At 63.2% G+C, this 24,976-nt stretch carries 25 protein-coding genes and 1 tRNA gene; 10 read left to right on the top strand and 16 right to left on the bottom strand.

Features of this window, described 5'->3' with window-relative positions:
• Positions 1-30: 30 nt before the first annotated feature.
• The 3 genes from ACWPVA_RS18030 to ACWPVA_RS18040 all read left to right on the top strand — a co-directional run bounded on the left by ACWPVA_RS18030 (position 31) and on the right by ACWPVA_RS18040 (position 1,728).
• The gene (locus tag ACWPVA_RS18030; RefSeq protein ID WP_454288987.1) at positions 31-942 is read left to right on the top strand and encodes an HpcH/HpaI aldolase/citrate lyase family protein; all 912 of its coding nucleotides are present in this window, start codon (positions 31-33) and stop codon (positions 940-942) included.
• Positions 939-1,145, top strand: coding sequence for a DUF1737 domain-containing protein (locus ACWPVA_RS18035; RefSeq protein ID WP_028737317.1), 207 nt, complete (start codon positions 939-941; stop codon positions 1,143-1,145). The genes ACWPVA_RS18030 and ACWPVA_RS18035 overlap by 4 nt, the downstream gene beginning before the upstream one ends.
• Positions 1,146-1,302: 157 nt before the next feature.
• Positions 1,303-1,728, top strand: a complete 426-nt coding sequence (locus ACWPVA_RS18040; protein ID WP_454288988.1) for a GlcG/HbpS family heme-binding protein — start codon at positions 1,303-1,305, stop codon at positions 1,726-1,728.
• On the opposite strand, the gene ACWPVA_RS18045 is transcribed toward ACWPVA_RS18040, so the two are convergent.
• Complete coding sequence (locus ACWPVA_RS18045; protein ID WP_454288989.1) at positions 1,725-2,192, bottom strand: metallopeptidase family protein; 468 nt, start codon at positions 2,190-2,192, stop codon at positions 1,725-1,727. The genes ACWPVA_RS18040 and ACWPVA_RS18045 overlap by 4 nt on opposite strands.
• A 157-nt stretch (positions 2,193-2,349) precedes the next feature.
• On the opposite strand from ACWPVA_RS18045, the gene ACWPVA_RS18050 reads away from it, so the two are divergent.
• The 5 genes from ACWPVA_RS18050 (at position 2,350) to bfr (ending at position 9,326) form a co-directional block, all read left to right on the top strand.
• On the top strand, positions 2,350-3,270 hold the full coding sequence (locus tag ACWPVA_RS18050) for an ImuA family protein (RefSeq protein ID WP_454288990.1): 921 nt from the start codon (positions 2,350-2,352) through the stop codon (positions 3,268-3,270).
• A gap of 40 nt (positions 3,271-3,310) precedes the next feature.
• On the top strand, positions 3,311-4,717 hold the full coding sequence (locus tag ACWPVA_RS18055) for a Y-family DNA polymerase (RefSeq protein WP_454289636.1): 1,407 nt from the start codon (positions 3,311-3,313) through the stop codon (positions 4,715-4,717).
• Entirely contained in the window at positions 4,714-8,052 is a 3,339-nt protein-coding gene (locus ACWPVA_RS18060) for an error-prone DNA polymerase (RefSeq protein ID WP_454288991.1), read from the top strand. Before ACWPVA_RS18055 ends, ACWPVA_RS18060 begins: the two co-directional genes overlap by 4 nt.
• A 133-nt stretch (positions 8,053-8,185) precedes the next feature.
• Positions 8,186-8,497, top strand: a complete 312-nt coding sequence (locus ACWPVA_RS18065) for a (2Fe-2S)-binding protein (RefSeq protein ID WP_454288992.1) — start codon at positions 8,186-8,188, stop codon at positions 8,495-8,497.
• A 343-nt stretch (positions 8,498-8,840) separates the two neighbouring features.
• Positions 8,841-9,326, top strand: a complete 486-nt coding sequence (bfr, locus tag ACWPVA_RS18070; protein ID WP_454288993.1) for a bacterioferritin — start codon at positions 8,841-8,843, stop codon at positions 9,324-9,326.
• Between the two features lie 298 nt (positions 9,327-9,624).
• On the opposite strand, the gene ACWPVA_RS18075 is transcribed toward bfr, so the two are convergent.
• The 15 genes from ACWPVA_RS18075 to rplU form a co-directional block, all read right to left on the bottom strand.
• Entirely contained in the window at positions 9,625-10,152 is a 528-nt protein-coding gene (locus tag ACWPVA_RS18075; protein ID WP_454288994.1) for a hypothetical protein, read from the bottom strand.
• Between the two features lie 229 nt (positions 10,153-10,381).
• Positions 10,382-10,909: an RNA pyrophosphohydrolase gene (locus ACWPVA_RS18080; protein ID WP_454288995.1), complete on the bottom strand. Its 528-nt coding sequence runs from the start codon at positions 10,907-10,909 to the stop codon at positions 10,382-10,384.
• Between the two features lie 9 nt (positions 10,910-10,918).
• On the bottom strand, positions 10,919-12,112 hold the full coding sequence (locus ACWPVA_RS18085) for a divergent polysaccharide deacetylase family protein (RefSeq protein WP_454288996.1): 1,194 nt from the start codon (positions 12,110-12,112) through the stop codon (positions 10,919-10,921).
• 67 nt (positions 12,113-12,179) lie between these two features.
• Positions 12,180-13,502: a S41 family peptidase gene (locus tag ACWPVA_RS18090; protein ID WP_454288997.1), complete on the bottom strand. Its 1,323-nt coding sequence runs from the start codon at positions 13,500-13,502 to the stop codon at positions 12,180-12,182.
• Positions 13,492-14,865 (bottom strand): murein hydrolase activator EnvC family protein, encoded by a 1,374-nt coding sequence (locus ACWPVA_RS18095; protein ID WP_454289637.1) that lies wholly within the window; start codon positions 14,863-14,865, stop codon positions 13,492-13,494. The genes ACWPVA_RS18090 and ACWPVA_RS18095 overlap by 11 nt, the downstream gene beginning before the upstream one ends.
• Positions 14,866-15,026: 161 nt before the next feature.
• Positions 15,027-15,509: a 23S rRNA (pseudouridine(1915)-N(3))-methyltransferase RlmH gene (gene rlmH / locus ACWPVA_RS18100; protein WP_454288998.1), complete on the bottom strand. Its 483-nt coding sequence runs from the start codon at positions 15,507-15,509 to the stop codon at positions 15,027-15,029.
• Positions 15,510-15,619: 110 nt separating this feature from the next.
• A complete protein-coding gene (gene rsfS / locus ACWPVA_RS18105) occupies positions 15,620-16,105 on the bottom strand; it encodes a ribosome silencing factor (RefSeq protein ID WP_454288999.1) in 486 nt (161 codons plus the stop codon).
• A gap of 55 nt (positions 16,106-16,160) precedes the next feature.
• Positions 16,161-16,748: a nicotinate-nucleotide adenylyltransferase gene (locus tag ACWPVA_RS18110; protein WP_454289638.1), complete on the bottom strand. Its 588-nt coding sequence runs from the start codon at positions 16,746-16,748 to the stop codon at positions 16,161-16,163.
• Between the two features lie 37 nt (positions 16,749-16,785).
• The gene (locus ACWPVA_RS18115) at positions 16,786-18,072 is read right to left on the bottom strand and encodes a glutamate-5-semialdehyde dehydrogenase (RefSeq protein ID WP_454289000.1); all 1,287 of its coding nucleotides are present in this window, start codon (positions 18,070-18,072) and stop codon (positions 16,786-16,788) included.
• Positions 18,065-19,243, bottom strand: coding sequence for a glutamate 5-kinase (gene proB, locus ACWPVA_RS18120; protein ID WP_454289001.1), 1,179 nt, complete (start codon positions 19,241-19,243; stop codon positions 18,065-18,067). Before proB ends, ACWPVA_RS18115 begins: the two co-directional genes overlap by 8 nt.
• The gene (gene obgE, locus ACWPVA_RS18125; RefSeq protein WP_454289002.1) at positions 19,244-20,305 is read right to left on the bottom strand and encodes a GTPase ObgE; all 1,062 of its coding nucleotides are present in this window, start codon (positions 20,303-20,305) and stop codon (positions 19,244-19,246) included.
• Positions 20,306-20,506: 201 nt separating this feature from the next.
• On the bottom strand, positions 20,507-21,076 hold the full coding sequence (locus ACWPVA_RS18130) for a GNAT family N-acetyltransferase (protein ID WP_454289003.1): 570 nt from the start codon (positions 21,074-21,076) through the stop codon (positions 20,507-20,509).
• The gene (locus ACWPVA_RS18135) at positions 21,076-21,711 is read right to left on the bottom strand and encodes a GNAT family N-acetyltransferase (RefSeq protein ID WP_454289004.1); all 636 of its coding nucleotides are present in this window, start codon (positions 21,709-21,711) and stop codon (positions 21,076-21,078) included. Before ACWPVA_RS18135 ends, ACWPVA_RS18130 begins: the two co-directional genes overlap by 1 nt.
• A 133-nt stretch (positions 21,712-21,844) precedes the next feature.
• The gene (rpmA, locus tag ACWPVA_RS18140; protein ID WP_028737293.1) at positions 21,845-22,117 is read right to left on the bottom strand and encodes a 50S ribosomal protein L27; all 273 of its coding nucleotides are present in this window, start codon (positions 22,115-22,117) and stop codon (positions 21,845-21,847) included.
• Between the two features lie 36 nt (positions 22,118-22,153).
• Positions 22,154-22,468, bottom strand: coding sequence for a 50S ribosomal protein L21 (rplU, locus tag ACWPVA_RS18145; RefSeq protein WP_454289005.1), 315 nt, complete (start codon positions 22,466-22,468; stop codon positions 22,154-22,156).
• A 294-nt stretch (positions 22,469-22,762) separates the two neighbouring features.
• Here rplU and ACWPVA_RS18150 point away from each other — a divergent pair.
• Positions 22,763-22,852: transfer RNA gene (locus tag ACWPVA_RS18150), tRNA-Ser, on the top strand.
• A gap of 384 nt (positions 22,853-23,236) precedes the next feature.
• Positions 23,237-24,832, top strand: a complete 1,596-nt coding sequence (locus ACWPVA_RS18155) for a hypothetical protein (protein WP_454289006.1) — start codon at positions 23,237-23,239, stop codon at positions 24,830-24,832.
• The last annotated feature ends 144 nt before the right edge of the window (positions 24,833-24,976 follow it).

Raw genomic sequence — 24,976 nt, forward strand, 5'->3', positions numbered from 1 at the left:
GGCGGGCGAAAGATTGGCAGAACTTTCGCCATGAAATCGATCAACTCCCATCACCCCGCGCGGCTGCGCCGTTCCGTGCTCAGCGTGCCGGCGATCAATGTCCGAGCACTCGAAAAGGCGCACGGGCTTGCCTGCGACGCCGTCATTTTCGATCTCGAGGATTCCGTCGCACCGGAGAAAAAGGCCGAAGCGCGGGAGAATCTGCGCCGTTTCTTTGCCGAGACGCCGCTTCAGGGCCGCGAGGCGATCATCCGGGTGAACGCACTCGACAGCGAATTCTTTGTCGAGGACATGGCGGCAGTGGTCGCCTGTCGGCCGGATGCGGTGCTATTGCCCAAGGTCGATGGGCCGGACGACGTACAGCGCGTCGCCGATCTTCTGGCTGAGTCGGATGCGACGGAAAGTCTCAGGATCTGGGCGATGATCGAGACGCCGCGTGGCGTGCTGAACGCCGCGGCGATCGCCGGTTCGGGGCGGACCGCCGGCGGCCTGCTCGACTGCTTCGTCGTCGGGCTGAACGATCTCAGGAAGGAGACCGGCGTGGCTCCGGAGCCGGGACGGACCTATCTCGTGCCGTTCCTGATGCAGGTGATCCTTGCGGCGCGCGCCTATGGGCTCGATGCGATCGACAGCGTGTCGAACGAATTCAAGGCGCTGAGCGCCTTCGAGGCGGAATGCGCGCAGGGCCGTGCCATGGGCTTTGACGGCAAGATGCTGATCCATCCGGCGCAGATCGATGGTGCCAACCAGCATTTCGGCTTTTCTGCGGACGCGCTTTGCGAGGCAAGAACGATCGTCGCTGCCTTTGCCGATCCAGCCGTGGCCGGCCTCAACGTCATCAATCTTGACGGACGCATGGTCGAACGGCTGCATCTCGACCAGGCGGAACGGCTGCTCGCCAAGGTGCGGCTCATCGAAGAAAGAGAAGGCAGAGCATCATGAAAGTCTATCGTTTCCTCACCGGACCGGACGACGCGGCCTTTTGTCATCGCGTCACCGATGCGCTCAACAAGGGCTGGGAACTGCACGGTGCGCCGAGCCTGTCCTTCAATGCCGCGACCAACCAGATGCATTGTGGACAAGCTGTGGTGAAGACCGTGCACGGCAAGGACTACGACCCGAGCATGAAGCTCGGCGAGCAGTAAGCCCCAAGGGTCCAGCGCTGACCCCGGTTCTCCGGCACAGATGTTTTTCCGCCAGGCAACATTGTCCTTGAGGGGCGATTGCGATCATGGTCCGAGCGCGAGGCGTCCTGTCGAAGTGCGGTGGCGCCGGCCCCCCACGCATTGCAGGAGAATGCCCATGCTTACCATTCGACGTCTCGATATTTCCGATGCCCGCCTTCTGATTGCCGGCGCCAGCGACAAGGCGCGCGAGATCGGGGTGCCGATGTGCATCGCGGTTACCGACGAGAGCGGCCAACTGATCGCCTTCGAACGGATGGACGGCGGCAAGGTGACCAGCACGACGATTGCCATCGACAAGGCGTTTACTGCTGCTGCGGCGAAGAAGGCGACCCACGAATACGGTGCTGCCAGCCAACCGGGCAATCCGACCTTCGGCATTCATTCGGCGATCGGCGGTCGGCTGATGGTGGTCGGTGGCGGTCTGCCGGTTATCATCGACGGCGAGGTGGTCGGCGGCATCGGCATCAGCTCAGGCACGCCGGCGCAGGATCTCAGCTGCGCGGAAGCCGGTATTGCTCACTTTCTCGCGACTCGGGGCTAATCCTTCAATGAAGCGGTGACGCCGTCCGATTCCGCGGCGGCGTCTTCCGCGCTTTCTTCGATCCGCTCCATGTCGTCGTCGGACAGGCCGAAATGATGACCGATCTCGTGGATCAGCACATGGGTGATGATGTCGCCCAGGGTTTCTTCATTCTCGGCCCAGTAGTCGAGGATCGGCCGGCGATAGAGCATGATCCGGTTCGGCATTTCGCCGGTTTCCATGGTGAAACGCTCGGAAATGCCGCGGCCCTCGAACAGGCCGAGCAGGTCGAACGGCGTCTCCAGCGCCATGTCCTCGAAAACTTCGTCAGTCGGAAAATCGGCGATCTCGATGATCAGATTGCCCGTCAGCGCACGGAATTCCTCGGGCAGATGGCCATAGGCCTCGATCGCCAGCGATTCGAATGTGCTGATCGTCGGGGCATGGCGCTCGCGCCAATCTTCGGTCTGGTCGATACGGGCCATCGGTACTCCTTACTTCGTTTTCATATAAGACCTTTGCCCCGGCTTTTCGAGTGGGAATTCTGTCAAGGAATAAATTCACACTGAATCCGGTTGACTCTTTTGGCAAGCTCTGGAATCCATAGGAACATATAGAGAACATTCCAGCAGGAGAGACGTCATGGGCGCGACCGCTCTGGCGCAGGAGAGGCTTATTGCCTTGCGCGAAGCCATAGCGAAAATCGAAGGAGGGCCCCCTCCGGACGGGCTTGCGCCCGACGCGGGCGAAACCGACGACAAGCGGAATCGCGACTATCTTGGGCCAGCAACGGAGGCTTGCCGTCTCGAAAATCTGCTGCCGGAAGGCTTTCCGGCAGGCGCGATGATCGAAGTCCGGGGCGCGCAGCTGAGGAATGCGGGTGCCGTCAGCGGCTTCGGGCTGGGGCTCTGCCTGTCCGGCCAGCCCTACCGGCCGGAAAAGCGGATCCTCTGGATCGGAGACCGTTTCGTCGCGCGCGAGGCCGGTCTGCCCCATGCGGCGGGGCTTGCCGACTACGGATTGCGGCCGGGCGAACTCCTTTACGCCATGCCCCGGCGGCTGGAGGACGCGCTCTGGCTTGCCGATGCGGCGCTCTCGTGCGGCGCCTTCTCGGCGGTGATGCTCGAGGTTGCCGGCAATCCGCGCGGCTTCGGCCTGACCGAAAGCCGGCGTCTCAGCCTGAAGGCGAAAAATGCCGGCGGTTTTCTGCTTCTTGTGCGGCAGGGCGGAGAAGAAGAGGCGAGCAGCGCTTCGCTGCGCCTGCATGTCGAACCCGCGCCGGCGGCGGCGCGGACCCTCACCGACGGATCGATGCTTGGCGGCAGCATCGGCAAACCCGTTTTTCGCCTCGTTCCGGAAAAGAGCCGGATCGGGGTCCCTCACGAACTGATCCTGGAGTGGAATGAAGATGACCGCCTGTTTTACCCCGCAACTCCCGCTCATGCCGGTACAGGGCCCACTCACCGGCCGGCGCATCCTGGCGCTCTGGTTTCCCCGTCTCTCGACCGATCGGCTGGCGCGCCGACGCTGGGGACTGTCGTGGCGTTCGACAGGGCGTCCTGACCATCCGCCGGTCGTCTGCGCCGGCCGGGTTGCCAATGCCATGCGGTTGACCGCGCTCGACGAGGCAGCCGAGGCGATCGGCTTGCAGGTCGGCCAGGGCCTGGCGGAAGCGCGTGCCATTTGTCCGGCGCTTGACGTCGCCGAGGACGACCCGTCGGCCGATCAGCGCTTTCTCGGCGCGATTGCCGACTGGTGTGACCGCTATACGCCGCTGGTGGCGCTCGACGGCTCGGACGGACTGATGCTCGATATCACCGGCTGCGCCCATCTGTTCGGCGGCGAAAAGACGATGATCGAGGATATTCTTCACAGGCTTCTCCAGCTGGGGCTCGATGCGCGCGGCGCCATTTCGTCGGCGCCGGGCCTGTCCTGGGCGACGGCTCGCTTTTCCAGCCGTCAGGTGGTTGCCGACGAAGACATCGCGGATGTTCTCTCTCCCCTTCCGCTGCGCTCGCTCAGGATCGATGCCAGGATGGCGGCGGCGCTGGCGCGGGTCGGGCTCAAGCAGGTGGGCGATCTCCTGGCAGCACCCCGCGGACCGCTGACCCGGCGCTTCGGGCCGGCTCTCCTGCTGCGGCTCGACCAGGCTCTGGGGCGGGAGGGGGAGCCGATCGTGCCCCGCCGGCCGGTCGCGCTGCTGTCGGTCGAGCGGCGTCTGGCCGAGCCGATCCGCGACGAGGAGGTCATCCTGGACTTGACGGGCCGGCTGGCGGCATGCCTGAAATCGGGGCTCGAGGCGCGCGGCGAGGGCGGACGGCTGTTCGAACTCCTGCTCTTTCGGGTGGATGGCCGGGTTTTCCGGATCGAGATCGGTGCTGCGTCTCCGCTCAAGGACGGGGCGCGCATCCAGGCACTGTTTTCCGAGCGGCTCAGCGTTTTGCATGATGATCTCGATGCCGGCTTCGGTTTCGAGACCCTGAGGCTCAACGTGCTGCGGACCGAGGCGCTGGCCGAGACGCAGGGCACGTTCGGCGCCCGGATAAAGGAGGGGGATGCCGCCCTCGACTTCATCGACCGGGTGACGGCCCGTTTCGGCGATGGATGTCTTGTGCTTCCTGTCAGTCACCAGAGTCATTGGCCGGAGCGGGCTTCCAGCCTGATGCCGCTTGCCAACGGCGTGATGCCGGCGGCTGATGTGAGCCTGCCTGTGCGCAGCGAACGGCCGATCCGTCTTCTTGCCCATCCGGAGCCGGTCGAGGTCACCGCCGAGGTACCGGACGGTCCGCCCGCCAGTTTCCGCTGGCGCCGCGCCCGGCACAGGGTGGCGCGCGCCGAGGGGCCCGAGCGGCTGGCGCCCGAATGGTGGATCGACGGGGAAGAGGCGCTGCCGCGGGACTATTTCCGCATCGAGGTCAGCACCGGCCATCGTTTCTGGCTCTTCCGGCAAGGTCTCTACGAGCGGGGATCTGCCAGGCCGAGCTGGTTCATGCAGGGAATTTTCGCATGAGTGAACCGGCTTTCTTCGAAATCGGCTGCCGCAGCAATTTCTCCTTCCTGGAGGGCGCTTCGCATCCGGAGGAGATGGTGGCGACCGCCGCCCGGATCGGCCTTTCCGGCATAGGGCTTGCCGACCGCAACACGGTGGCGGGGGTGGTGCGCCTGCATGCCGCGGCGAAGATCAAGGGTTATGCCTTCCGCCCGGGCGCGCGGCTCGCCTTTGCCGACGGAACGCCGGAACTTGTCGCCTATCCGATGAACCGGCGCGGCTGGGGCCATCTCTGCCGCCTGCTGAGCGCGGGAAACCTGCGTTCGTTGAAGGGCGTGTGCACGCTTTACGAGGACGATCTCGTCGAATGGGCGGAGGACTTGATGGCGGCGGCAATGGTGCCCGCCTTCGCGACGAATGAAGAGGCCGAAGACTATCGCGCCCGCCTTGAGCGGCTGGTGCCCTATTTCGAAGGTCGGCTCCATCTCGCGCTCGTGCCGCGTTATGACGGCCTCGACCGCCTCGCCTTCAGCCGGATCGAGGAGATGGGACGCCGGCTTTCGCTGCCGCTGATCGTCAGCAATGATCCCTTCTATCACGAGCCGGAACGCAAGCCGCTGGCCGATGTGGTCACCGCCATCCGCGCGCATGTGACAGTGGCCGAGGCCGGTTTCCGGCTTCATGCCCATGCCGAGCGGCACCTGAAGGAGCCGCGGGAAATGGTCCGTCTTTTCCGGGCCTATCCGCACGCGGTCGCGGCGACAGCCGAATTCTTCGGCCGGCTCAATTTCTCCCTCGACGAACTCAGCCATCAATATCCCGACGAGGCGATCGGCGGCGAGACGCCCGACCGGGCCTTGCGCCGGCTGACCTATGCGGGGGCGGCTGGGCGCTTCCCGGGCGGCATTCCGCAAAAGATCGCCAACCTCCTCGAATACGAGCTGAACCTGATCGGCGAGAAGCGCTACGAACCCTATTTCCTCACCGTCCACCGCATCATCGGTTATGCCCGCTCGGAAGGCATTCTCTGCCAGGGGCGCGGTTCGGCCGCCAATTCCGCCGTCTGTTACTGCCTCGGCATCACCGAGGTGAACCCGGAGAAGACGACCCTGCTGTTCGAGCGCTTCATCTCGACCGAACGCGACGAACCGCCGGACATCGACGTCGACTTCGAGCACGAGCGGCGCGAGGAGGTGATCCAGTTCATCTACCGGACCTATGGGCGCGAGCACGCGGCGCTGACGGCGGCGGTCATCAACTACCGGGCCCGTTCGGCGGGGCGCGAGACGGCCAAGGTGTTCGGCCTGTCGGAGGATGTGCAGACGGCGCTTTCCGGGTCGATCTGGGGTTGGTCGACGGCCGATCTGTCAGCGCGCGAGGCCAGGGCCGCCGGCCTCGATCTTGCCGATCCGACGACCCGGCGCGTGCTCGACTATGCCTCGACGCTGATGGGTTTTCCGCGCCATCTCTCGCAGCATGTCGGCGGCTTCGTCATCACCCGCGACCGGCTCGACGAGGTCGTGCCGATCATGAACACGGCGGACGGGCGCTACATGGTCGAGTGGAACAAGGACGATCTCGATACGCTGAAGATCCTCAAGATCGATGTCCTGGCGCTCGGCATGCTCACCTGCCTTGCCAAGGCGATCAAGCTGCTTGAAAGCCATTACGACACGCCCATGACGCTTGCCGCCTTCTTCGAGGATCCGCGCGAAGAGGTCTATGACATGATCTGCCGGGCCGATACGCTCGGCGTCTTTCAGGTCGAAAGCCGGGCGCAGATGAGCATGCTGCCGCGGCTGAAACCGCGGGTGTTCTACGACCTGGTGATCGAGGTGGCGATCGTCCGGCCCGGGCCGATCCAGGGCAATATGGTGCACCCCTACCTGAAGAACCGGAAGGACAGGGAGGCCGGCCGCGAGATCACCTATCCGAAGCCCGAGCTGGAAGCGGTGCTGAAACGCACGCTGGGGGTTCCGTTGTTCCAGGAGCAGGCGATGCAGATCGCCATCACCGCCGCCGGCTTCAAGCCGGCCGAGGCCGATCAGCTGCGCCGGGCCATGGCGACCTTCCGCCGGACGGGGCAGGTGGCCAATTTCCGGCAACGCTTCATCGACGGTATGCTGCAGCGGGACTATACGCTGGAATTCGCCGAGCGTTGTTTCAGCCAGATCGAGGGTTTCGGCGAATACGGCTTTCCGGAAAGCCATGCCGCCTCCTTCGCGCTGCTGGTCTATGCCTCCGCCTGGATGAAGACCTTCTATCCCGACGTCTTCTGCGCCGCTCTGCTCAATTCCCAGCCGATGGGATTCTACGCGCCGGCCCAGCTGGTGCGCGACGCCCGCGAGCACGGGGTCGAGGTGAGGCCGGTCGATGTCAATGCCTCTTCCTGGAACAGCATTCTGGAGGCGGACGGCTTCGACGTCCGGCGGGTCGCACCGCGGCACGCCTCGATGCGCCGCGTCATCCGCAGCACCGAGGCGGTGCGGCTCGGTTTTCGGCAGGTCAAGGGCCTGTCGGAGGCGGACGTGGACCTGCTCGTGGCGCGCCGCGGCAGCGGCTATGCCTCGGTCCGCGACCTGTGGAAACGCACGGGCCTGTCGCGGGCGGCGATCGAACGTCTGGCGGATGCCGATGCCTTCGCCTCGCTGGGCCTCAGCCGCCGCGAGGCGCTTTGGGCTGCCCAGGCGCTTGATCAGCTGGCCGCCGTCGAGCATCTGCCGCTCTTTTCCGGGGCTGCGGATGCCGAGCTGCAGGTCGAGGCAGAAGTCTCGCTGCCGCTGATGCCGGCGGGCGAGCAGGTCATCCATGACTACCGCGTGCTGTCTTTGTCGCTGAAGGCCCATCCGCTCTCCTTCCTGCGCGAGGAGCTTGCCCGGGGCGGTGTGCTCGTTTCATCGGGGCTCGAGGAGACGGCCAATGGACGGCGCGTCGAGGTGGCGGGCCTGGTTTTGGTGCGCCAGCGGCCGGGCTCGGCCAAGGGGGTGATCTTCATGACGATCGAGGACGAGACAGGGGTCGCCAACATCATCGTCTGGCCAAAGACCTTCGAGCAATACCGGACCATCGTCATGGGCGCCCGGCTGGTCAGAGTGCGCGGACGGCTGCAGAAGGCGGACGGGGTGATCCATGTGGTTGCCGAACATCTTGTCGATGCCACAGGAAGGCTCGGCGTGCTTCGCGAGGAGCTTAGGGGTTTCGCCGGGCTCGCCAATGCCGACGAGGTGCGGCGCCCTGTCAACGAACATCGGTACGACAAGACGTCGACCGGTTCGCTGGCGCGGCTGATCCGGGATGTCCCGGACCTCTTCGGCGATGTCCGGCAGGCCATGCCGAAAGGGCGGAATTTTCATTAAATGGCGTCCCTTCCGCACCGGAGTGCGGCTCGACAAAGGACAGATGGCGTGCTGCGGAAATTTTCTTGACAAGAAGCGTCCTGTTCAGCAGAAAGGAGAGACTGAAAGTCATGTTTGGAAGAGCGTAGGGGCCATGCTGGTCTGCAGCTGCAATTACATCACCGACAAGGACATCAAGGACGTCATCAACGAGCTCCTTGATGAAGACTGTTGGCAGTTGATCGTTCCGGCCAAGGTCTACCATGCCATGGGCAAGCGGGGCCGTTGCTGCGGCTGCTTCCCCAATGTCGTCGACATCATCATCCGCACAACCGAGGAATACCATGCCGCTCGCCAGACTGACGGCGCCGACGTCATCGACTTCATGGAGCGGCTGAAGCGCTTCCACGAGGAGCAGAAGACGGCAATCCTCGAGCGTCGCCTGCGTGCCGCCAAGGTGGCATGAGCGCATCGTTGCGTTGTCAGCCGCCGCCCGCAGGAGAGACGGCCGGAGACGCTATCGTGCCAAGCCGGAACCCTTTCGCCCGTCATTCTGATCGCGATCCACGGCTGTTGCCCCTTTGCGGAAAGCCGGTCATGTGCATCGTTGCACGGTTCCAAGGCACAAAAATCTTACGAAGCCGACGCGGATTTTCGTCGGCGGCGAAGCCGAGACCCGTTTCCTTCGGTCCCGACTGCACTAGATTGAATCGAAAGCAGATATCGGCCGGAAGCATGGCCGTCCGTCTCGACAGCAGAGGCGAAGGGGCTTAGTTTTACAGACATAAACCGTAGGGGAAGGACCCGTCATGAAGGGTGATCAAAAAGTAATCGAACGGCTCAACGAGGCGTTGTTCCTGGAGCTCGGCGCCGTCAACCAGTACTGGCTGCACTATCGCCTGCTAAAGGACTGGGGCTTTGCCAAGCTCGCCAATAAGGAACGGGCCGAATCGATCGAAGAGATGCAGCATGCCGACAAGCTGATCGATCGCATTATCTTCCTCGAAGGCCATCCCAACCTGCAGACGGTCGCGCCGCTGCGCATCGGCCAGAACGTCAAGGAAGTGCTGGAAGCCGATCTCGCCGGCGAATACGATGCCCGCACCGCCTACAAGGCATCGCGCGATATCTGTCACCAGGCCGGCGACTATGTCAGCATGAAGCTGTTCGAAGAACTCCTGGCGGATGAGGAAGGCCATATCGACTTCCTCGAAACCCAGCTCGAGCTGCTGTCTCAGATCGGTGAACAGCAGTACGGCCTGCTGAACGCCGTCTCTGCGGATTCCGCCGAATAGGAAAAGGGGCCCGTCCGACCGGGGGCGGGCTTTCCTCTTGCCCGATAGAACGACGTGGCATAGAGCCGCCGGGCCTGGATGCGCAGCGGCGGTACCGGATGCACTCGACTGGCGCCAAAGCGGGCCATTTGTGCCGAACGCGGGCATGTCCTGTCAAAGGAACCGGTAACAACAACAGCGCACGATCCCTGGGTGGTCTTTCAAACAGTCTGAGCGATGCTCCGGACCACAGGGCCGGTTCCGTCACCAGTCGCCGATGGTTCCAAAACCGCGCGGCGGCCACTGAGAGGGACTATTCTCACTTCCACTCGTAGACCTTGTCCGAACGAAGCGGCCGTTCGTCCACCAGGATCGACGGGTCACCCAGCGTTGAAACATATTTGTCCGCATCCTCGTCGTCGTTGAAACCGACGAGGATCATGAACATGGTTCTGGCCATGGGCTGGCCTTTCTTGCGATAGGTGAAATTGACAGCACAAGAGGGGTACTGCGAGCCGACGGTCAGGACTTGCGCGGCATCCTCGCCCTTGAGATTTTCGAGATTCCCATTGAAGGCGACGAACTGGCCGAGCGCCATGAAATGGTCGATCGCGCCATAGGCCGTCTCTTGTGCGATCTGCCGCGCAGTGCCGGTCCGACCGGAGCGGCCATAATAGAGGCTGTCTGTCTGACCTTTCCGCTTCGTCTTTTCATAGACGACCAGCTTGCCTGCCGCCGCCAGCTCGATGTGCACATGGAAGGTCTGGAACCTGTCCGGCTGCTTGTCCAGTTCGGCAAAAAGGGTCCGCAATTCCCTCAGATAATCCGCGTATCGCTCGACTGTCATGCTTTCCAGACCTGTGTGTTTGGCGAGCCATAGCACCGCCTTGACCGACACCGCCATAGCCAATTGATCTTGCTGGCCACCAGTCGGTCGCCGATCAGACCCGGCTCTTTCATAGGCAATCGTCTCCGCCCGCAGAACCGCACTCGAAGCGTGGAGGTGGTCGTGTCCACAATCGGGGTCAGGGGAAGCCGCTTAACCACACCGCACCGATCCATAGGCGTCGTCGCGTTCAGCCGGCGAAGCTGCTGAACTCGGCGACGACTTGTTCGTAGACGGTGCGCTTGAAGGGGACGATAAGGTCGGGCAGTTCGCGCATCGGCTTCCATGCCCAGGCATCAAATTCGGCGGTGTGGCCCCCAGGAGGCGGGTCGATGGAGATCTCGCTTTCGTCGCCCTCGAAGCGGAAGGCGAACCAGCGCTGCGTTTGGCCGCGATATTTGCCGCGCAAGCCGATGCCGATCAATTGGGCCGGCAGGTCGTAGTTGATCCAGCGGCGCGCCTCTGCCAGCAGCGAAACGCTTTTCATGCCGGTCTCTTCGTAGAGTTCACGAATCGCCGCCTGCAGCGGATCCTCGCCGTCGTCTATGCCGCCCTGCGGCATCTGCCACAGCATGGGCGAACCGTCATATTCCGAATTTCCTTCCGGAATGCGCCGCCCGGCCCAGACCAGACCCGCCCGATTGAGCACCATGATGCCGACGCAGGGGCGGTAGGGCAGGTCCTCGGCGCGGATTTTTGCGGAAACGGTTTTTTCCATCATGTCCTCTTACTGTCCGGTATCGGCCGCAAGCGCTGAGACGCCTACGATCTCAATCCCTCGCCCGGTCGCCTCCTCGGCCCATTGGCGGATCGCGGCAATCGTCTCGTCAAAGGCGGAGGCAATGCCGATGGCCTCCCCGTTGCGGCGGGCGATGCGTTCCAGCTCGTCGAGCTTGGCCAGTACGGCCGCCTTTTCAGGCTGGCCGTCGAGCAGGAGATTGCCTTGCGCATAGGGCATGCCGATCGCTTTTGCAAAGCTGTCCGCCAGCGACCGTGCGGTCGATCCGTCGTCGAGAAAGAGCAGGCCGCGGCCGCCGATGTCGCGCATGACCGGCTCGAAGGCTGCGGCGTCCGACATGTATTTCGCGCCCATGTAGTTCATGATCCCGGTATAATTGGTGATGCGGCCCATGGCCTCACGCAGTTTCTTGAGCGCCTCGGCCGGCTGGTCGGTCGTCAGCAACGTACCGCGCCCTGGATTGTTGGCTGGATAATCGAAGGGCTCGAAAGGCACTTGCAGCACGATCTCGTGGCCCTTGCGGCGGGCCTCCTGCATCCAGCGTGAGAGGCTGTTGCCGGTCGCGGCGAAGGCCAGCGTGATTTGCTCTGGCAACTCACGGATGGCGCGCTGACTGCCGGTCTGGCTGAGCCCAATGCCGCCGACGACGATGGCGACGCGGGTGGCGCGCGCGCCCGACCAGGGCCGCGCGTATTGCTGGACCGGTCTGAGGCCATCGGGCCCCACGATCGGCAGCCTGCCTTCCGGGGTGTCCTCGAGCAGGTCATTGTTCGGAAGTGCCGCGACGCGCCTGTCCTGGCCCACGGTCTGGCTGTTGATCAGGACCGGGCCACTTCCGTCGCGCGGCTTGGGCGAGAATTTGGTGACGACCGAGCCATCGTCGGTCAGGGTGCGCTCGATCGTCGCGCCGCCGAGCGGCCGGCTGGTGGCAAGGATCTCTCCCGAGCCTGCGGGAGCCGTTGCGGTGGGCGATTCAGCGGTCTGGTCGCCGGTGCCATCCCGGTGGTTCGCAGTTTCGGAAAACTGGCGCAACGGCAGCGGCATGACGGCGGAATAGGTGGAGAGGCCGACGACGGAGACGAGGGCCAGACTGCCAAGAACCGTGGCAAAGGAAAGCCGGCGACGCGGTCCTTTCGCCGGCTGGCGGTCCTGGCCGAGCGGTGCATGGAGATCGGCGCTCAAGGTTCAATCCGTTCCCGTCGGGTCGCAAATGCAGGCGGGCGCCGGATTGCTCCGGCACCCGCATTTGTTATTTTGCCACGAAGGCCTTGGCCGGATCGGGCGGGAAGGCGGGATCGGTCTTCACGCCGCGCAAGAGATCGAGCGCATAGTTGAGCTGTATGTCGTCCTTTGCTTCCGGCGGAACATAGGCGACCGAGCCGGAGCCTTCGTCGTTCTCGTTCTGGCCCTTGATGTGGCCCTTGAGCGCGGATTCACCCTCAGCACGGACCTTGCCCTGAAGCTCTTCCGGCAGCGGCTGCTCGACCTTGATGTCCGGCTCGATGCCAGTACCCTGGATCGAATTGCCCGACGGCGTGTAATAGAGTGCCGTGGTGAGACGCAGCGCGCCTTTTCCGCCCATCGGGATGATGGTCTGGACGGAGCCCTTGCCGAAGGACCGGGTACCGAGCACGGTGGCCCGCTTCAGGTCCTGCAGCGCGCCTGCGACGATTTCCGAGGCGGACGCCGAGCCGCCGTTGATGAGCACGACGAGCGGCATGCCGTCGGTCAGATCGCCTGCGCTGGCATTGAAGCGGCGGGTGTCTTCCGGATCGCGCGAACGGGTGGAGACCACTTCGCCACGTTCGAGGAAGGCATCGGAGACATAGATCGCCTGGTCGAGGAGGCCGCCCGGGTTCAAACGCAGGTCGAGAACGAAGCCCTTCAGCTTGTCTGCCGGCACGTCCTTTCTGATCTTTTCGATCGCAGCTTCCAGGTCGTCATAGGTCTTTTCGGTGAAGGAGATGACGCGGAGATAGCCGACATCACCCTCGACGCGCGACTTTACAGCGCGGATCGGGATGATTTCACGGACGATGGACAGTTCGATCGGCTTGTCGGCGCCCTTGCGCAGGATCATCAGCTTGATCGGCGTGTTGACCTCGCCGCGCATCTTGTCGACCGCTTCTTCAAGCTTGAGGCCGCGCACCGACTCGCCATTGATCTCGGAAATGAAGTCACCGGCGAGAATGCCGGCCTTGGCGCCGGGCGTGTCATCGATCGGGGTGATGACCTTGACCAGGTCGTCTTCCATCGTCACTTCGATCCCGATGCCGCCGAATTCGCCGCGCGTCTGGGTCTGCATGTCGGCCGCATCCTTGGCGTTCATGTAGGTCGAGTGCGGATCGAGCGAGGTCAGCATGCCGTTGATGGCATTCTCGACCAGCTTTGCCTCGTCCGGTGGCGTCACATATTGCGCGCGCACGCGCTCGAAGACGTCGCCGAAGATCGACAACTCCTTGTATGTGGAGGTGCCTGCGGCTTGCGCCGGAACCCCGGCGGAATAGAGAACGCTCATAGCGGTCGCGCCCATGAGCGCACCGACGATAACAAGAGAAGCCCTACGAATCATTCTGTGCCTTTCCAGAGCCGCTTCCGGTCCACCACTCACGGGAATCGACCGGCTTTCCATCTTTCCGAAATTCAATGTAGAGGGTCGGGCGATCCGTTTCCAGCGCCAAAGCGGTCGCGCTCGCCACTCTTTTTTCCCCCATGACCGCCAAGGGCTCGCCTGAAAGAACGAACTTTCCCTGACCTGTGCTGACACGGTCCATGCCCGACAATACCATATGATAGCCGTCGCCAGTATTCAGAATGATCATCTGCCCGTAGCTGCGGAACTCTCCCGCGTAGACAACCCAGCCGTCAGCTGGGGCGGTTACCAGCGACCCCGGTGCCGAGGCGATGACCATGCCCTTGGCTTCATGCCCTGTGCCGTCCGGATCTCCGAACTGGCGGAGAATTTCTCCCGCCGCCGGCAGCTCCAGCTTGTGCTTCAGATCGGAAAAAACATATGCGGGGGCAATGCGGTTTTTATCGGGCAGTGAGGAGGCCGCCAGATCCCGGGCCCTTTGCCTTTGCTCGTCGCTTAGTCTGCGCAGCCGGTCTTCTTCGGCCCGAGCCTTTTCCGTTGCCTCGCGGACCGAACGGATTTCCGTCTCGAGGCTGGCGATCAGACCCTCCATGCTGGAGGCCCGGGCAGCGAGTTCCTCGGCACGGCGCTTCTCGGTCGCAAGTTCCAGCGAATTCTGCCGCGACAGCCGGTCGTTCTCGACCAGCAGCATATCCATGCGCCGCTCCTCCTGCTGCCGGCTGGCGATTGTCGCGACCAGCGTCTCGGTCTCCTTCTGCCCCTCCATGCGCAGACGGAGCAGTTCGGCGAGGTCGGCCGCGAGCTTTTCCGTCTCGTGGCGGACGCCGGGAACGACGGCGCCGAGCAGGATCGCGGTGCGGACCGAGGCGAGCGCATCCTCGGGACTGATGAGCAGGGCCGGCGGCGGGTTGCGGCCCATGCGCTGGAGCGCCGCCAGCACCTCGGCGAGGATGGCGCGGCGATCCTTGAAGGAGGCACGGATCCTGTCTTCCTGGACGCCGAGCTCGGCGAGCTTCTTCTCGCCCGCTGCGATCTTGCGCTCGAGATCCTTGCGGCGGGCCGCCGATTCGATCAGCGCCTGCTTGATGCTCTCGGACGTCTTGGCAAGCGCGGCGATGCTGTCTTCCAGCTCAGCCGCCTTTTCGTCGGAAACACGCATCGAGCGGGCGAGTTCCTGCAATTCGCGGCCGACTTCATCCCGCTTCTGGCGGAGCGCCAGGGCCGCGTCATCGGCCGCAGCCGGATCGTCTGCCATCACCGGGGCAGGAGGGGCGGTGACCGCTGGCGAGGGCGATTGTGCGATTGCGGTCGATTGCGCAGCATAAAATGCGCCGCCCAACAGAAGCGCTGACGCAAGTGCGGTCGCGCGGCGACGCTCGGCTGGTCTGGCTCTGATGGATGGACGGTCGTCGTGTCGCAAGGCGCTATCCCGGTTCGCGGCGGAAAATACGCTGATTTGCCCGCCCACGCAAAGGGGCCATTCGGGGTGCCCGCCAGCGCCTGTCAGGCGCGATGATAGGGATGGCCGGACAGGATGGTCACGGCGCGATAAAGCTGTTCGGCGAGGAGGATGCGCACCAGCTGATGCGGCCAGGTCATGCGGCCGAGATTGAGGACGAGCCTGGTCTTTTCGCGCAGTTCGGGGTCCACGCCGTCAGCGCCGCCGATGACGATGGCCAGGTCGCGCTGGCCGCGGTCGCGGTGTTCCGCGATCAGTTCGGCGAATTCCTGGCTGTCGAGTGCCTTGCCGCGCTCGTCGAGGATGATGACGAGGGCGCCTTCCGGCATGGCTTTAGTCAGCTCGGTAGCTTCCTCCCGCTTGCGGGTCGCGGCATTGGAGGCACGGCTTTCGGCGATTTCGACCGAGCGGAGGAATTCGAGCCCGCAGGCGGGCCCGGCCTTGGCAAAACGGTCGAGATAGCGCGACGCGAGTTCCTTCTCCGGCCCGGCTTTGAGCCGGCCCACGGCATAGATGCCCACGCGCATGTCTCGATCCTTCCACTCCGGCCGCGCAAGCCACATCGCGGCAAAAGCGCGACGCTTGCCGCTTGTCTGGCTTCGCTTCTGCCGTGGTCAGCGGCAGCGGGCCGTCGGTGTCAGTGCAGGGTGCCTTCCTCGATGTCCGGAGCGGCCCACATCTTTTCGATGTTGTAGAACTCGCGGATTTCGGGACGGAACACATGCACGATGATGTCACCGCTATCGATCAGCACCCAATCGCCGGCTTCCAGTCCCTCGACGCGCGGAGAACCGAAGCCCTCGTCCTTGAGGTCGGAAATTAGGTGCTCGCTGATCGCCGCCACGTGCCGGTTCGAGCGGCCGGAGACCACAATCATGTAGTCGCCCAGCGCGGATTTTCCGGCAATGTCGATGGTGACGATATCTTCTGCCTTGGAGTCCTCGAGGCTCGCGAGGACCAGCTCAAGCGCGCGGGCTGCGGCATCGGCGCCACGTTCCGGGCTTTTCGGGAGGACGATGTGCGCCTTTCCCTTGGAGTGTACTGTTGTCAGAGTTTTCCCTTTCTTTGCGTAACAGCACGAAGGTGATTCCCACGATTGGAAATCGCTTCTAGAAGGTGGCACCGTTACGTTGATCTTTCAAGGGTCGGCAATCATACCCGCTGTGGCGGGGGATGCCTCACCTGGCCTGCGCCTCGCGCAGGGCCGTCGAAGAAAGCGTCGAGCGGGGGCCGTGGATGAAGGTCCAGGCCGGCGCCTTCTTCTTCCACAAGACACCGGCATCGTCCTCGTCGATGCGCGCATAGTCGAAGGTGCGCGCCATCTTGGAGGAGAGATAGGCCAGCGTCGATCCGGGTCGGTCGATCACAGCGATCGGGAACGTCATCGCGATGCGTCGCCAGCGCTGCCAGCGGTGGAAGCTTGCCAGATTGTCCGCGCCCATGATCCAGATGAAATGGACGTCACGGTTGCGCGCCCTCACGTAGTCGAGCGTCTTCGCCGTGTAACTTGTGCCGATCGTCTGTTCGAAGGCCGTCACCTTGATGCGCGGGTCCTCGGCAAGCGCCTCGCAATTTTTCAGCCGCTCGGAAAGCGGCGCAAGACTGCTATTGCTTTTCAGCGGGTTGCCGGGCGTGACGATCCACCACAACTGGTCGAGTCCGAGGCGGCGAAGGGCGATCTCGGCGACGAGCGCATGGCCCTGATGCGGCGGATTGAACGAACCGCCGAACAGGCCGACGACCATGCCCGGCTCAACATGCGGCATGAAACGATGGCGATGGGCGATCGCGTCCTCAGCCACCTTAGGGTCGCACCTGTCCGGTGCCGCGCACCCGGTATTTGAACGACGTCAGTTGTTCGACCCCGACGGGACCGCGCGCGTGCATCTTGCCGGTGGCGATGCCGATCTCGGCGCCCATGCCGAACTCGCCGCCATCGGCGAACTGGGTCGAGGCATTGTGCAGGAGGATCGCCGAATCGATCTCGTTGAAGAAACGCTCGACGACGGCCGGATCCTCGGCGATCACCGCCTCGGTGTGGTGGGATGAATAGCGCGCTATGTGATCGATCGCACCGGAGATCCCGTCAACGATGGCAACCGCGATGATGGCGTCGAGATATTCGGTGCGCCAATCCTCTTCCGTTGCCGGCTTGAAGCCAGGATGGATCTTCAGCACGGTCGGCGAGGCGTGGATAACGCAGCCGGCCTCCGTCAGCGCCTCCAGGATCGGCATGAGATGGGTGCTGATCGCCGCGCTGTCGACCAGAAGTGTCTCGGCCGCGCCGCAGATGCCGGTGCGGCGCATCTTCGAATTGACGACGATGCGCTTGGCCATTTCGAGATCGGCGGAGGCATCAACATAGACGTGGCAAAGGCCTTCGAGATGGGCAAAGACCGGAACGCGAGCCTCCGACTGAACCCGGGCGACGAGGCTTTTCCCACCGCGCGGCACGATGACGTCGATCGCGCCGTCGAGACCGGTCAGCATGGCGCCGACGGCGGCGCGGTCGGGCACGGGAACCAGCTGGATGGCATCGGCCGGCAGGCCGGCGGCTTCAACACCCCTGACCAGGCAGGCATGGATCGCCCGCGAAGAGTTGAGCGAGTCCGAGCCGCCGCGCAGGATCACGGCATTGCCGGATTTGAGGCAAAGCGCGCCTGCATCGGCGGTGACGTTGGGGCGGCTCTCGTAGATCACGCCGATGACGCCGAGCGGTGTGCGCACCCGTTCGATATGCAGGCCATTGGGACGATCCCATTCGGCGATCACTTCGCCGACCGGATCTCTCAGGTCGGCAATCGCCCGGATCCCCTCGGCGATCGCGGCGATGCGACCGGGATCGAGGGCCAGGCGGTCGATAAAGGACGCGGCAAGGCCGCTGTCCTCGGCATTTTTCAGGTCGATCGCATTGGCCGCCAGGATGGCCTGCTCGTTCGCGACGACGGCCTCGGCCATGGCGATGAGTGCGCTGTTCTTGGCCTCGGTCGAGGCGATTGCCAAGGGTCGGGCGGCTGCGCGGGCGCGCCTGCCGATGTCCAGCATCAGCGCATCGACGGGGGGCAGATCGGCATTTGCCTTGTCAAGCATGGGCTTCGTCCCTGTTGTCGGCCTGCGCGGGGTCATGCTTGTGCGCCGGATCGGTCATCACCAGGTCGTCACGATGGATCATGGCGGCGCGACCGGCATAGCCGAGGATGTCCTCGATCTCGGAGGACTTACGCCCGGTGATGCGGCGCGCCTCCTCGGCATCGTAGCCGGCGAGACCGCGGGCGATCTCGCGGCCTTGCACGCCGATCACCGAGACGGTGTCGCCGCGGCTGAACTGGCCGACGACCTGGCGGACACCGGCTGGCAGCAGGCTCTTGCCCGCCTTCAGCGCGACTTGCGCTCCGGCATCGACGTGCAACTCGCCGGCGGCCTGAAGCTGGCCGGCGATCCAGGTTTTGCGGGCGGTGACGGGGATCCTGGCGGGGGCGAACCACGAATGGCGGGCGCCTTCCTCAATGGCTTTCAACGGATGATAGGTCTTGCCCGAGGCGATGATCATGGCGCAGCCGGCGCCGGTTGCGATCTTGCCGGCATCGATCTTGGTGCGCATGCCGCCGCGCGACAGTTCGGAGGCGGCGCCGCCGGCCATGGCTTCGATCTCCGGAGTGATTTCGGCGATCGTGTCGAGGAAGCGTGCATTCGGGTCGAGATGCGGCGGGGCCGTATAGAGCCCGTCGATGTCGGAGAGCAGCACCAGCAGGTCGGCGCCGGCCATGGTGGCGACGCGGGCGGCGAGGCGGTCATTGTCGCCGTAGCGGATCTCGGTTGTGGCGACGGTGTCGTTCTCGTTGATGATCGGCACGGCGCCGATCTTCAAGAGCTGCTGCAGCGTGGCGCGGGCGTTCAAGTAACGGCGGCGCTCCTCGGTGTCGCCGAGCGTCAGCAGGATCTGGCCGGCGACGATCGACGAACGAGACAGGCTCTCCGACCAATCGCGGGCCAGCGCGATCTGGCCGACGGCCGCTGCCGCCTGGCTTTCTTCGAGCTTGAGCCCCCCCGACGGCAGGTTGAGCACGGTGCGGCCAAGGGCGATGGCGCCCGACGAGACGACCAGCACCTCTATGCCGCGGGCTCTCAGATCGGCGATGTCGTCGCAGATCGCGTCGAGCCAGGCCTTCTTCAGGCCGCTACCGCGATCGACCAGCAGGGCCGAGCCGATCTTGATGACGATGCGCTTGTAGCGCGTCAGCGATTTGGCTCCGGCCGACATTTATTCATCGCCTTCCGTTTCCTGGTCGCGCTTGCGATTGCGGTCGCGCTTCTCCGGCAGGGCGATATTGCCGTTCTCGGCGACGATGACGTCGCGCAATTGCCGCAGCGCCTCCTTCATGCCCTTGCCGGTGATGGCGGAGAGGAGAAGCGGAGTCTTTCCGCTCGCCTTCTTCAGTTCCTGCGCCTTCTTTTTCAGGCCCGCCTCGTCGAGAACGTCGATCTGCGACAAGGCCACGATCTCGGGTTTGTCCTCCAGGCCGCCGCCATAGGCTTCGAGCTCGTGCTTGACCGTCTTGTACGCCTTGCCGACATCCTCCTCCTGGGCGGAGACCAGATGCAAGAGAACGCGGGTGCGTTCGACATGGCCGAGGAAGCGGTCGCCGATGCCCACCCCTTCATGGGCGCCTTCGATCAGGCCCGGAATGTCGGCGAGGATGAACTCGCGCTCGTCTACGGTCGCGACGCCGAGATTGGGGTGCAGCGTGGTGAAGGGATAGTTGGCGATCTTCGGCCGGGCGCGGGTGACGGCCGCAAGGAAGGTCGATTTTCCGGCATTGGGAAGCCCTACGAGCCCGGCATCGGCGATCAGCTTGAGCCGTAGCCAGACCGTCTTTTCCTCGCCCTCGAGGCCGGGATTGGCCCAGTTCGGCGCCTGGTTGGTCGCCGACTTGAAATGCGCGTTGCCGAAGCCGCCATTGCCGCCCTTGGCAATACGGAAGCGCTGGCCCTCGACCGTCATGTCGATGATCAGGGTCTCGTTGTCTTCCTCGAAGATCTGCGTGCCGACAGGCACCTTCAGCGTCACGTCGTCGCCGTTGGCGCCGGTGCGGTTGCGACCCATGCCGTGCGTGCCGGTCTTGGCCTTGAAATGCTGTTGGAAACGGAAGTCGATGAGGGTGTTGAGGCCATTGACGGCCTCCACCCAGACATCGCCGCCCCGGCCGCCATCGCCGCCGTCCGGACCGCCGAATTCGATGAACTTCTCGCGGCGGAAGGAGACGCTGCCGGCGCCACCGTCACCGGAGCGAATATAGACCTTTGCCTCGTCGAGAAATTTCATGCTTCTGCCATCGTTCGGGGTGTCGGGATCTGTCGTTTTCAGTCGGCCATCGATATAGCCGGTTGAACCGGAGGTCAAAGAGTATCGTCATATTCTTCGGCCCGCACGGTGGCTCACAGCGGCGGCGCTTCGCCAATCTGACCTTCCATCGTGCCTGGCGCGCGCCTCGGGGCGACAGTGCGCCGCCCCGAGGCTGGTCTTTCAGTGGCGGCGGAAGTCCGCCTCCGTCAGCCGCGTCTCGATATGCGGGGCCACCGCATTGCGGGCGCGTGAATATAGCTCGCCGCAGCGCAGGATGGAGAAGCCGAGCTTCTCCTGGATGTGCAGCGACGCGGCATTGTCGACAAAGGCGCCGGAATGAAGCGCGACCTCCGGCATGCGCCGGAAGAAGCGCTCGACTGCCGCACCCGCCGCCTCGCTCATCAGCCCCTTGCCCCAGTAGAACCGGTTCAGCCAGTAGCCGAGATGCCATAGGCCATGACGCAGTTCGATCGAGACGACGCCAAGATGGACGTCATCACCGGCGGTGATGGCGAGCGACCAGTCCGGCGTAATGCCGGAGGTCGCCCGGCTCAGCCAGTCGGTGGCGTCCTGCCGGTCATAGGGAACCGGCACGCGCGCCAGCATATGCACGACCTGGTAGTCGCCAAGCGATTCGACGATCGCATCCGCGTCGCTCATGCGATGCGGGCGAAGTATTAGCCGCTTTGTCTCGATGACCGGGCAGGGACCGGGCATCGAGGGTGCGGTCTCGATGAGGGGAGCGTTCATCACCGCATCTCCCCCCAGCTCTTCAGCGACATCCAGGTCTTGCGGTCGAGCCGGTACCATTCGACCGGCACCATGCCGCGCATGGCGAGACTGCCGATCATGCCTGAACCCTGGAACTGGAAACCGCACTTCTGGATCACCCGGCGTGACGCGATATTGGTGACCCGGCAGCGTGCGTCGATATGGGCGATGTCGCGGGTGCGAAACGCCATGTCGATCAGCGCATGGGCCGCTTCGGTGGCAAAGCCCTTGTTCCAGTAGGGTTCGCCGAGCCAATAACCCAGTTCCAGCGTCTCGGCGTCGTTGTCGTGCGGCTCCAGCGCGCAACAGCCGAGGAATTCGCCGTTTTCGCCTTTGGTAATCGCATAGACGCATTTGCCAATCTCGCCTGCATTCGTGCGTCGCACGAAATCGGCCGCATCGCGCGCCGTGTACGGGTGCGGCATGCGCGATACCATGGTGGCAACGGCGGCGTTGTTGGCGAGATGGGCAAGGGCGTCGATGTCTTCTTCGTGAGGCGCGCGCAAAACGAGCCTTTGCGACAATAAGACGGGGCAATCGCTCCCTAACCGATCCGGCCTCAACCGGTCCTGGGGTGACCGGGACTGGTCGACCCTCGATAGTTCGATCTGCATGGTTCAGTCTCCTTCTGGTTGAAAAGGCATAAGAAAAAGGGGAGATGGCGCCCCATCTCCCCTGTTTTCTAGACTGAACCTGATACGGCCAGCCGGGTCGATGAGACGCCGGCTGTTTAGAGCGTTACCGGCTTTATTCCGCTGCTTCCGCCGCTTTCGGCATCACCGACACGTACACCTTGCCATTGGCCTTGGTACGGTAAGCGACATTGCCTTCAATGAGCGAAAATACGGTATGATCCTTGCCCATGCCGACATTGGCGTCCGGATGCCACTGGGTGCCGCGCTGACGTACGATGATGTTGCCTGGAATGACGGCTTCGCCACCAAACTTCTTCACGCCAAGGCGCTTGGAATTCGAATCGCGACCGTTACGCGACGAACCGCCAGCTTTTTTGTGTGCCATTGGAGTTCTCCTTTAAACCTGTTGTCTCGTTGGCCGTTACGCAGCGACGATGTCGGTGATGCGAACGACGGTATGGTGCTGGCGATGGCCGCGCGAACGCTTGGAATTCTGGCGACGACGCTTCTTGAACGCGATCACCTTCTTGCCACGGTTGTGCTCGACGACTTCTGCCTTGACCGATGCGCCGGCCACGAAGGGCAGGCCGATCTTGGCATCGGCACCAACGCCGACCATGAGAACTTCAGTGAATTCGATTGTTGCACCAGCTTCGGCTTCCAGCTTTTCGATGGTCAGCACGTCGTTGGCGCTCACGCGGTACTGCTTACCGCCGGTCTTGATGACTGCGAACATTGGTTATCCTTTCATGTTCGTTCCGGCTCTGTCTGGCAACCAGACGGCCGTCTTCTTGTCAGTCGATGTTGAAGCAGGCCTGAAATCTTGAACGATCGCAGCACCTGCCGGTGGATCTCCGCCGCGCGGAGAAATCAGGACACAGTTCGCCCATGTCTAATTCACGGCTCGCATACGTGACGTGTCGAAAACTGTCAAGATGAAAGCGCGCGAGCGTTGGATTTTCGCCCTTGCAAGCCCGACATTTGCCCGCTAAGAGACAGCCCGCGCACAACTTGCGCCGACCAGCAAAGCGGAGAGGTGGCTGAGTGGTCGAAAGCACCGCACTCGAAATGCGGCGTGCCTGCGAGGGCACCGTGGGTTCGAATCCCACCCTCTCCGCCAGGTTGTGTTCACTCTCCGCCAATTACCTGCAAGCCCTTGGGTTTCCTCACAAAAGCTCTGCTCGCCAGCGGCCCTTGAGGAGTGAAAATCATGCGGGTATCGCGTCCGGTACACCTTCCGGTACACGTCGGGGTATCGCCCGATCAGTCGAATCAGACGTCGTCGGCAAGGCCCAAGGGCAGGGGACCCGGACCCTACCTCACCAAATCAGGGTCCGTTTACATCTTCCAGATTAAGTTGCCCAAGATGAGTGGCGGCACGCGTGCCACCCCTCCCTTGCGGCTCAGCCTCGGTGCCTGTTCCCACAGGCGCGCCAGGCTGCTGGCAGACCTGCTGGCGGCAAGGGCCAGATTAATGTTCAATTCGATGAGGCACGGCAGAGGCATGCAGGACGACGACGACAGCGAGATCAGCGCCCTTGAAGCCGTGATCGAGATGAAGGGTGAGTTGAAGGCCTATCTACGGCTGATCGATCGTTCGGATCCACCGATCCCTGCTGAAGAACTGCAGAAGGCCGCGGGCATCCGAGACCTTGTCAGCTTGAACCGCGAATTGGAGAAGCAGGCTCAAGGCGAGCCCTTCAACGAACTCATCGTAGGCCATGCGGAGATGCTAAAGCAGTCCGCAGTCGCGAAACTCTCAGCGTCCTCCGCGCTCTCGGATCCCGCCCCGCAGCTAACCCCGGGCGTACCACAGTCGGCAGCCCACGTATCGGTCATGTCACAGGCTGACATGGTTGATCGCCAACCTGCCGCTGAAGTTCCCTGGCACGAGCGTGACATGCCGCGCGATGCCGACGGCAAACTGATTCCAGCCTTCGAATTGGACCGGCGGACCGTCAGGCGGCCAAAATCAATCCAGCCAAAACTCAGCGACGTAATCCCGACCTACATCGCCGCGCGACGTATTGCTGGCGGAGCCAACATCGCCCGCGATCTTTCGACGGCAGAGAGTCGCCTCGCTCTTTTCATCGAGCTGATCGGCGATCATCCTGTCGACACCTATCTTCCGGCTGACCTCCAGGCCTTCGTCAATCATATGCAGTACTGGCCTGCAGATAATAACAAGCGCGATCCGGATCTTACTCCCTGGCAGGTCATCGAGAATAACAAGGATCTTCACCTGAGGCCCCTGGCCGAAAAGACGCTTCAAGAAGGCTATCTGGCTGTTATCAAGGCAGCGATCCGGTCCTCGATCACCGCAGGCGGCTTCCGCGATCCGTTCGCCGGGGTAGAAATCAAGATCCCGAAGACGGCCGCCAGCCCGCGAAAGGCAACCCCTATCGGTACATCAAAGATCAACACGCTGTTCCGGGCTGGTATTGAATCTGGGTTGATGGAGGACGTCATGCTTCCGCTCCTTGGCCACCTCACTTCCCGACGCCTGGGGCTGCTGATCCATTTGCGCGGTAATGACATCCGCGAACAGTTTCCTAAAGTCTGGGTCGGGCAGGTCACGCGCCTGTCGCAAATCAACGGCATCTGGACAGTTGTCCCGGTGAAGACGCAGGACAGCGAGCGCTACTTCGTCTTGCACGACTTCCTGTATGAAATTGGCTTCATCGAATGGGCAACCCGCCAGGGGTCGAACTTTCTATTTCCAAACATCATGAAGCTGGCGGACCCCAGCAAGAGCGGCTCATCTTACATGCAGCGTTTGTTCACGAAGGCGGGCATCAAGCCGAAGAAGGGTGAAAAAAGCACTGGTCGACGCGAGGTTTTCCACTCGCTTCGAAGCGGCAACATCCAGGACATGCGTGAATCGGGCGTAGATGCTCGCGAGCGGCGGGTGCAGGCCGGACACAGCGCGGGGAGCGACGAGCATGATCTCTATGGTTTCGACGTTGCCACTGAAAAGGAAGCACGAAAGCTGAAGGTGCTGCCGCTTGATCCTGAAATCGACTACTCGATCTTTCGAGGACTGGATTTCGATGCGATCGCCAAACAGAAGCGCGCAGCCGGGCGGTCAAGACGGAAATGATTTCCTCGTTCAGGCAGACTGTCTTGGACTCGATTGATGGCGTTCAGCCCGACCAGAGGGAGCGGGCCAACTAGGCCCATCCTTGTTCAAGAATTCCGATTCAGAATCAAACGGCGTTTTATGAAGTAATGGGGGGAAAACGTC

It is taken from the genome of Rhizobium arsenicireducens, from assembly GCF_964021225.1.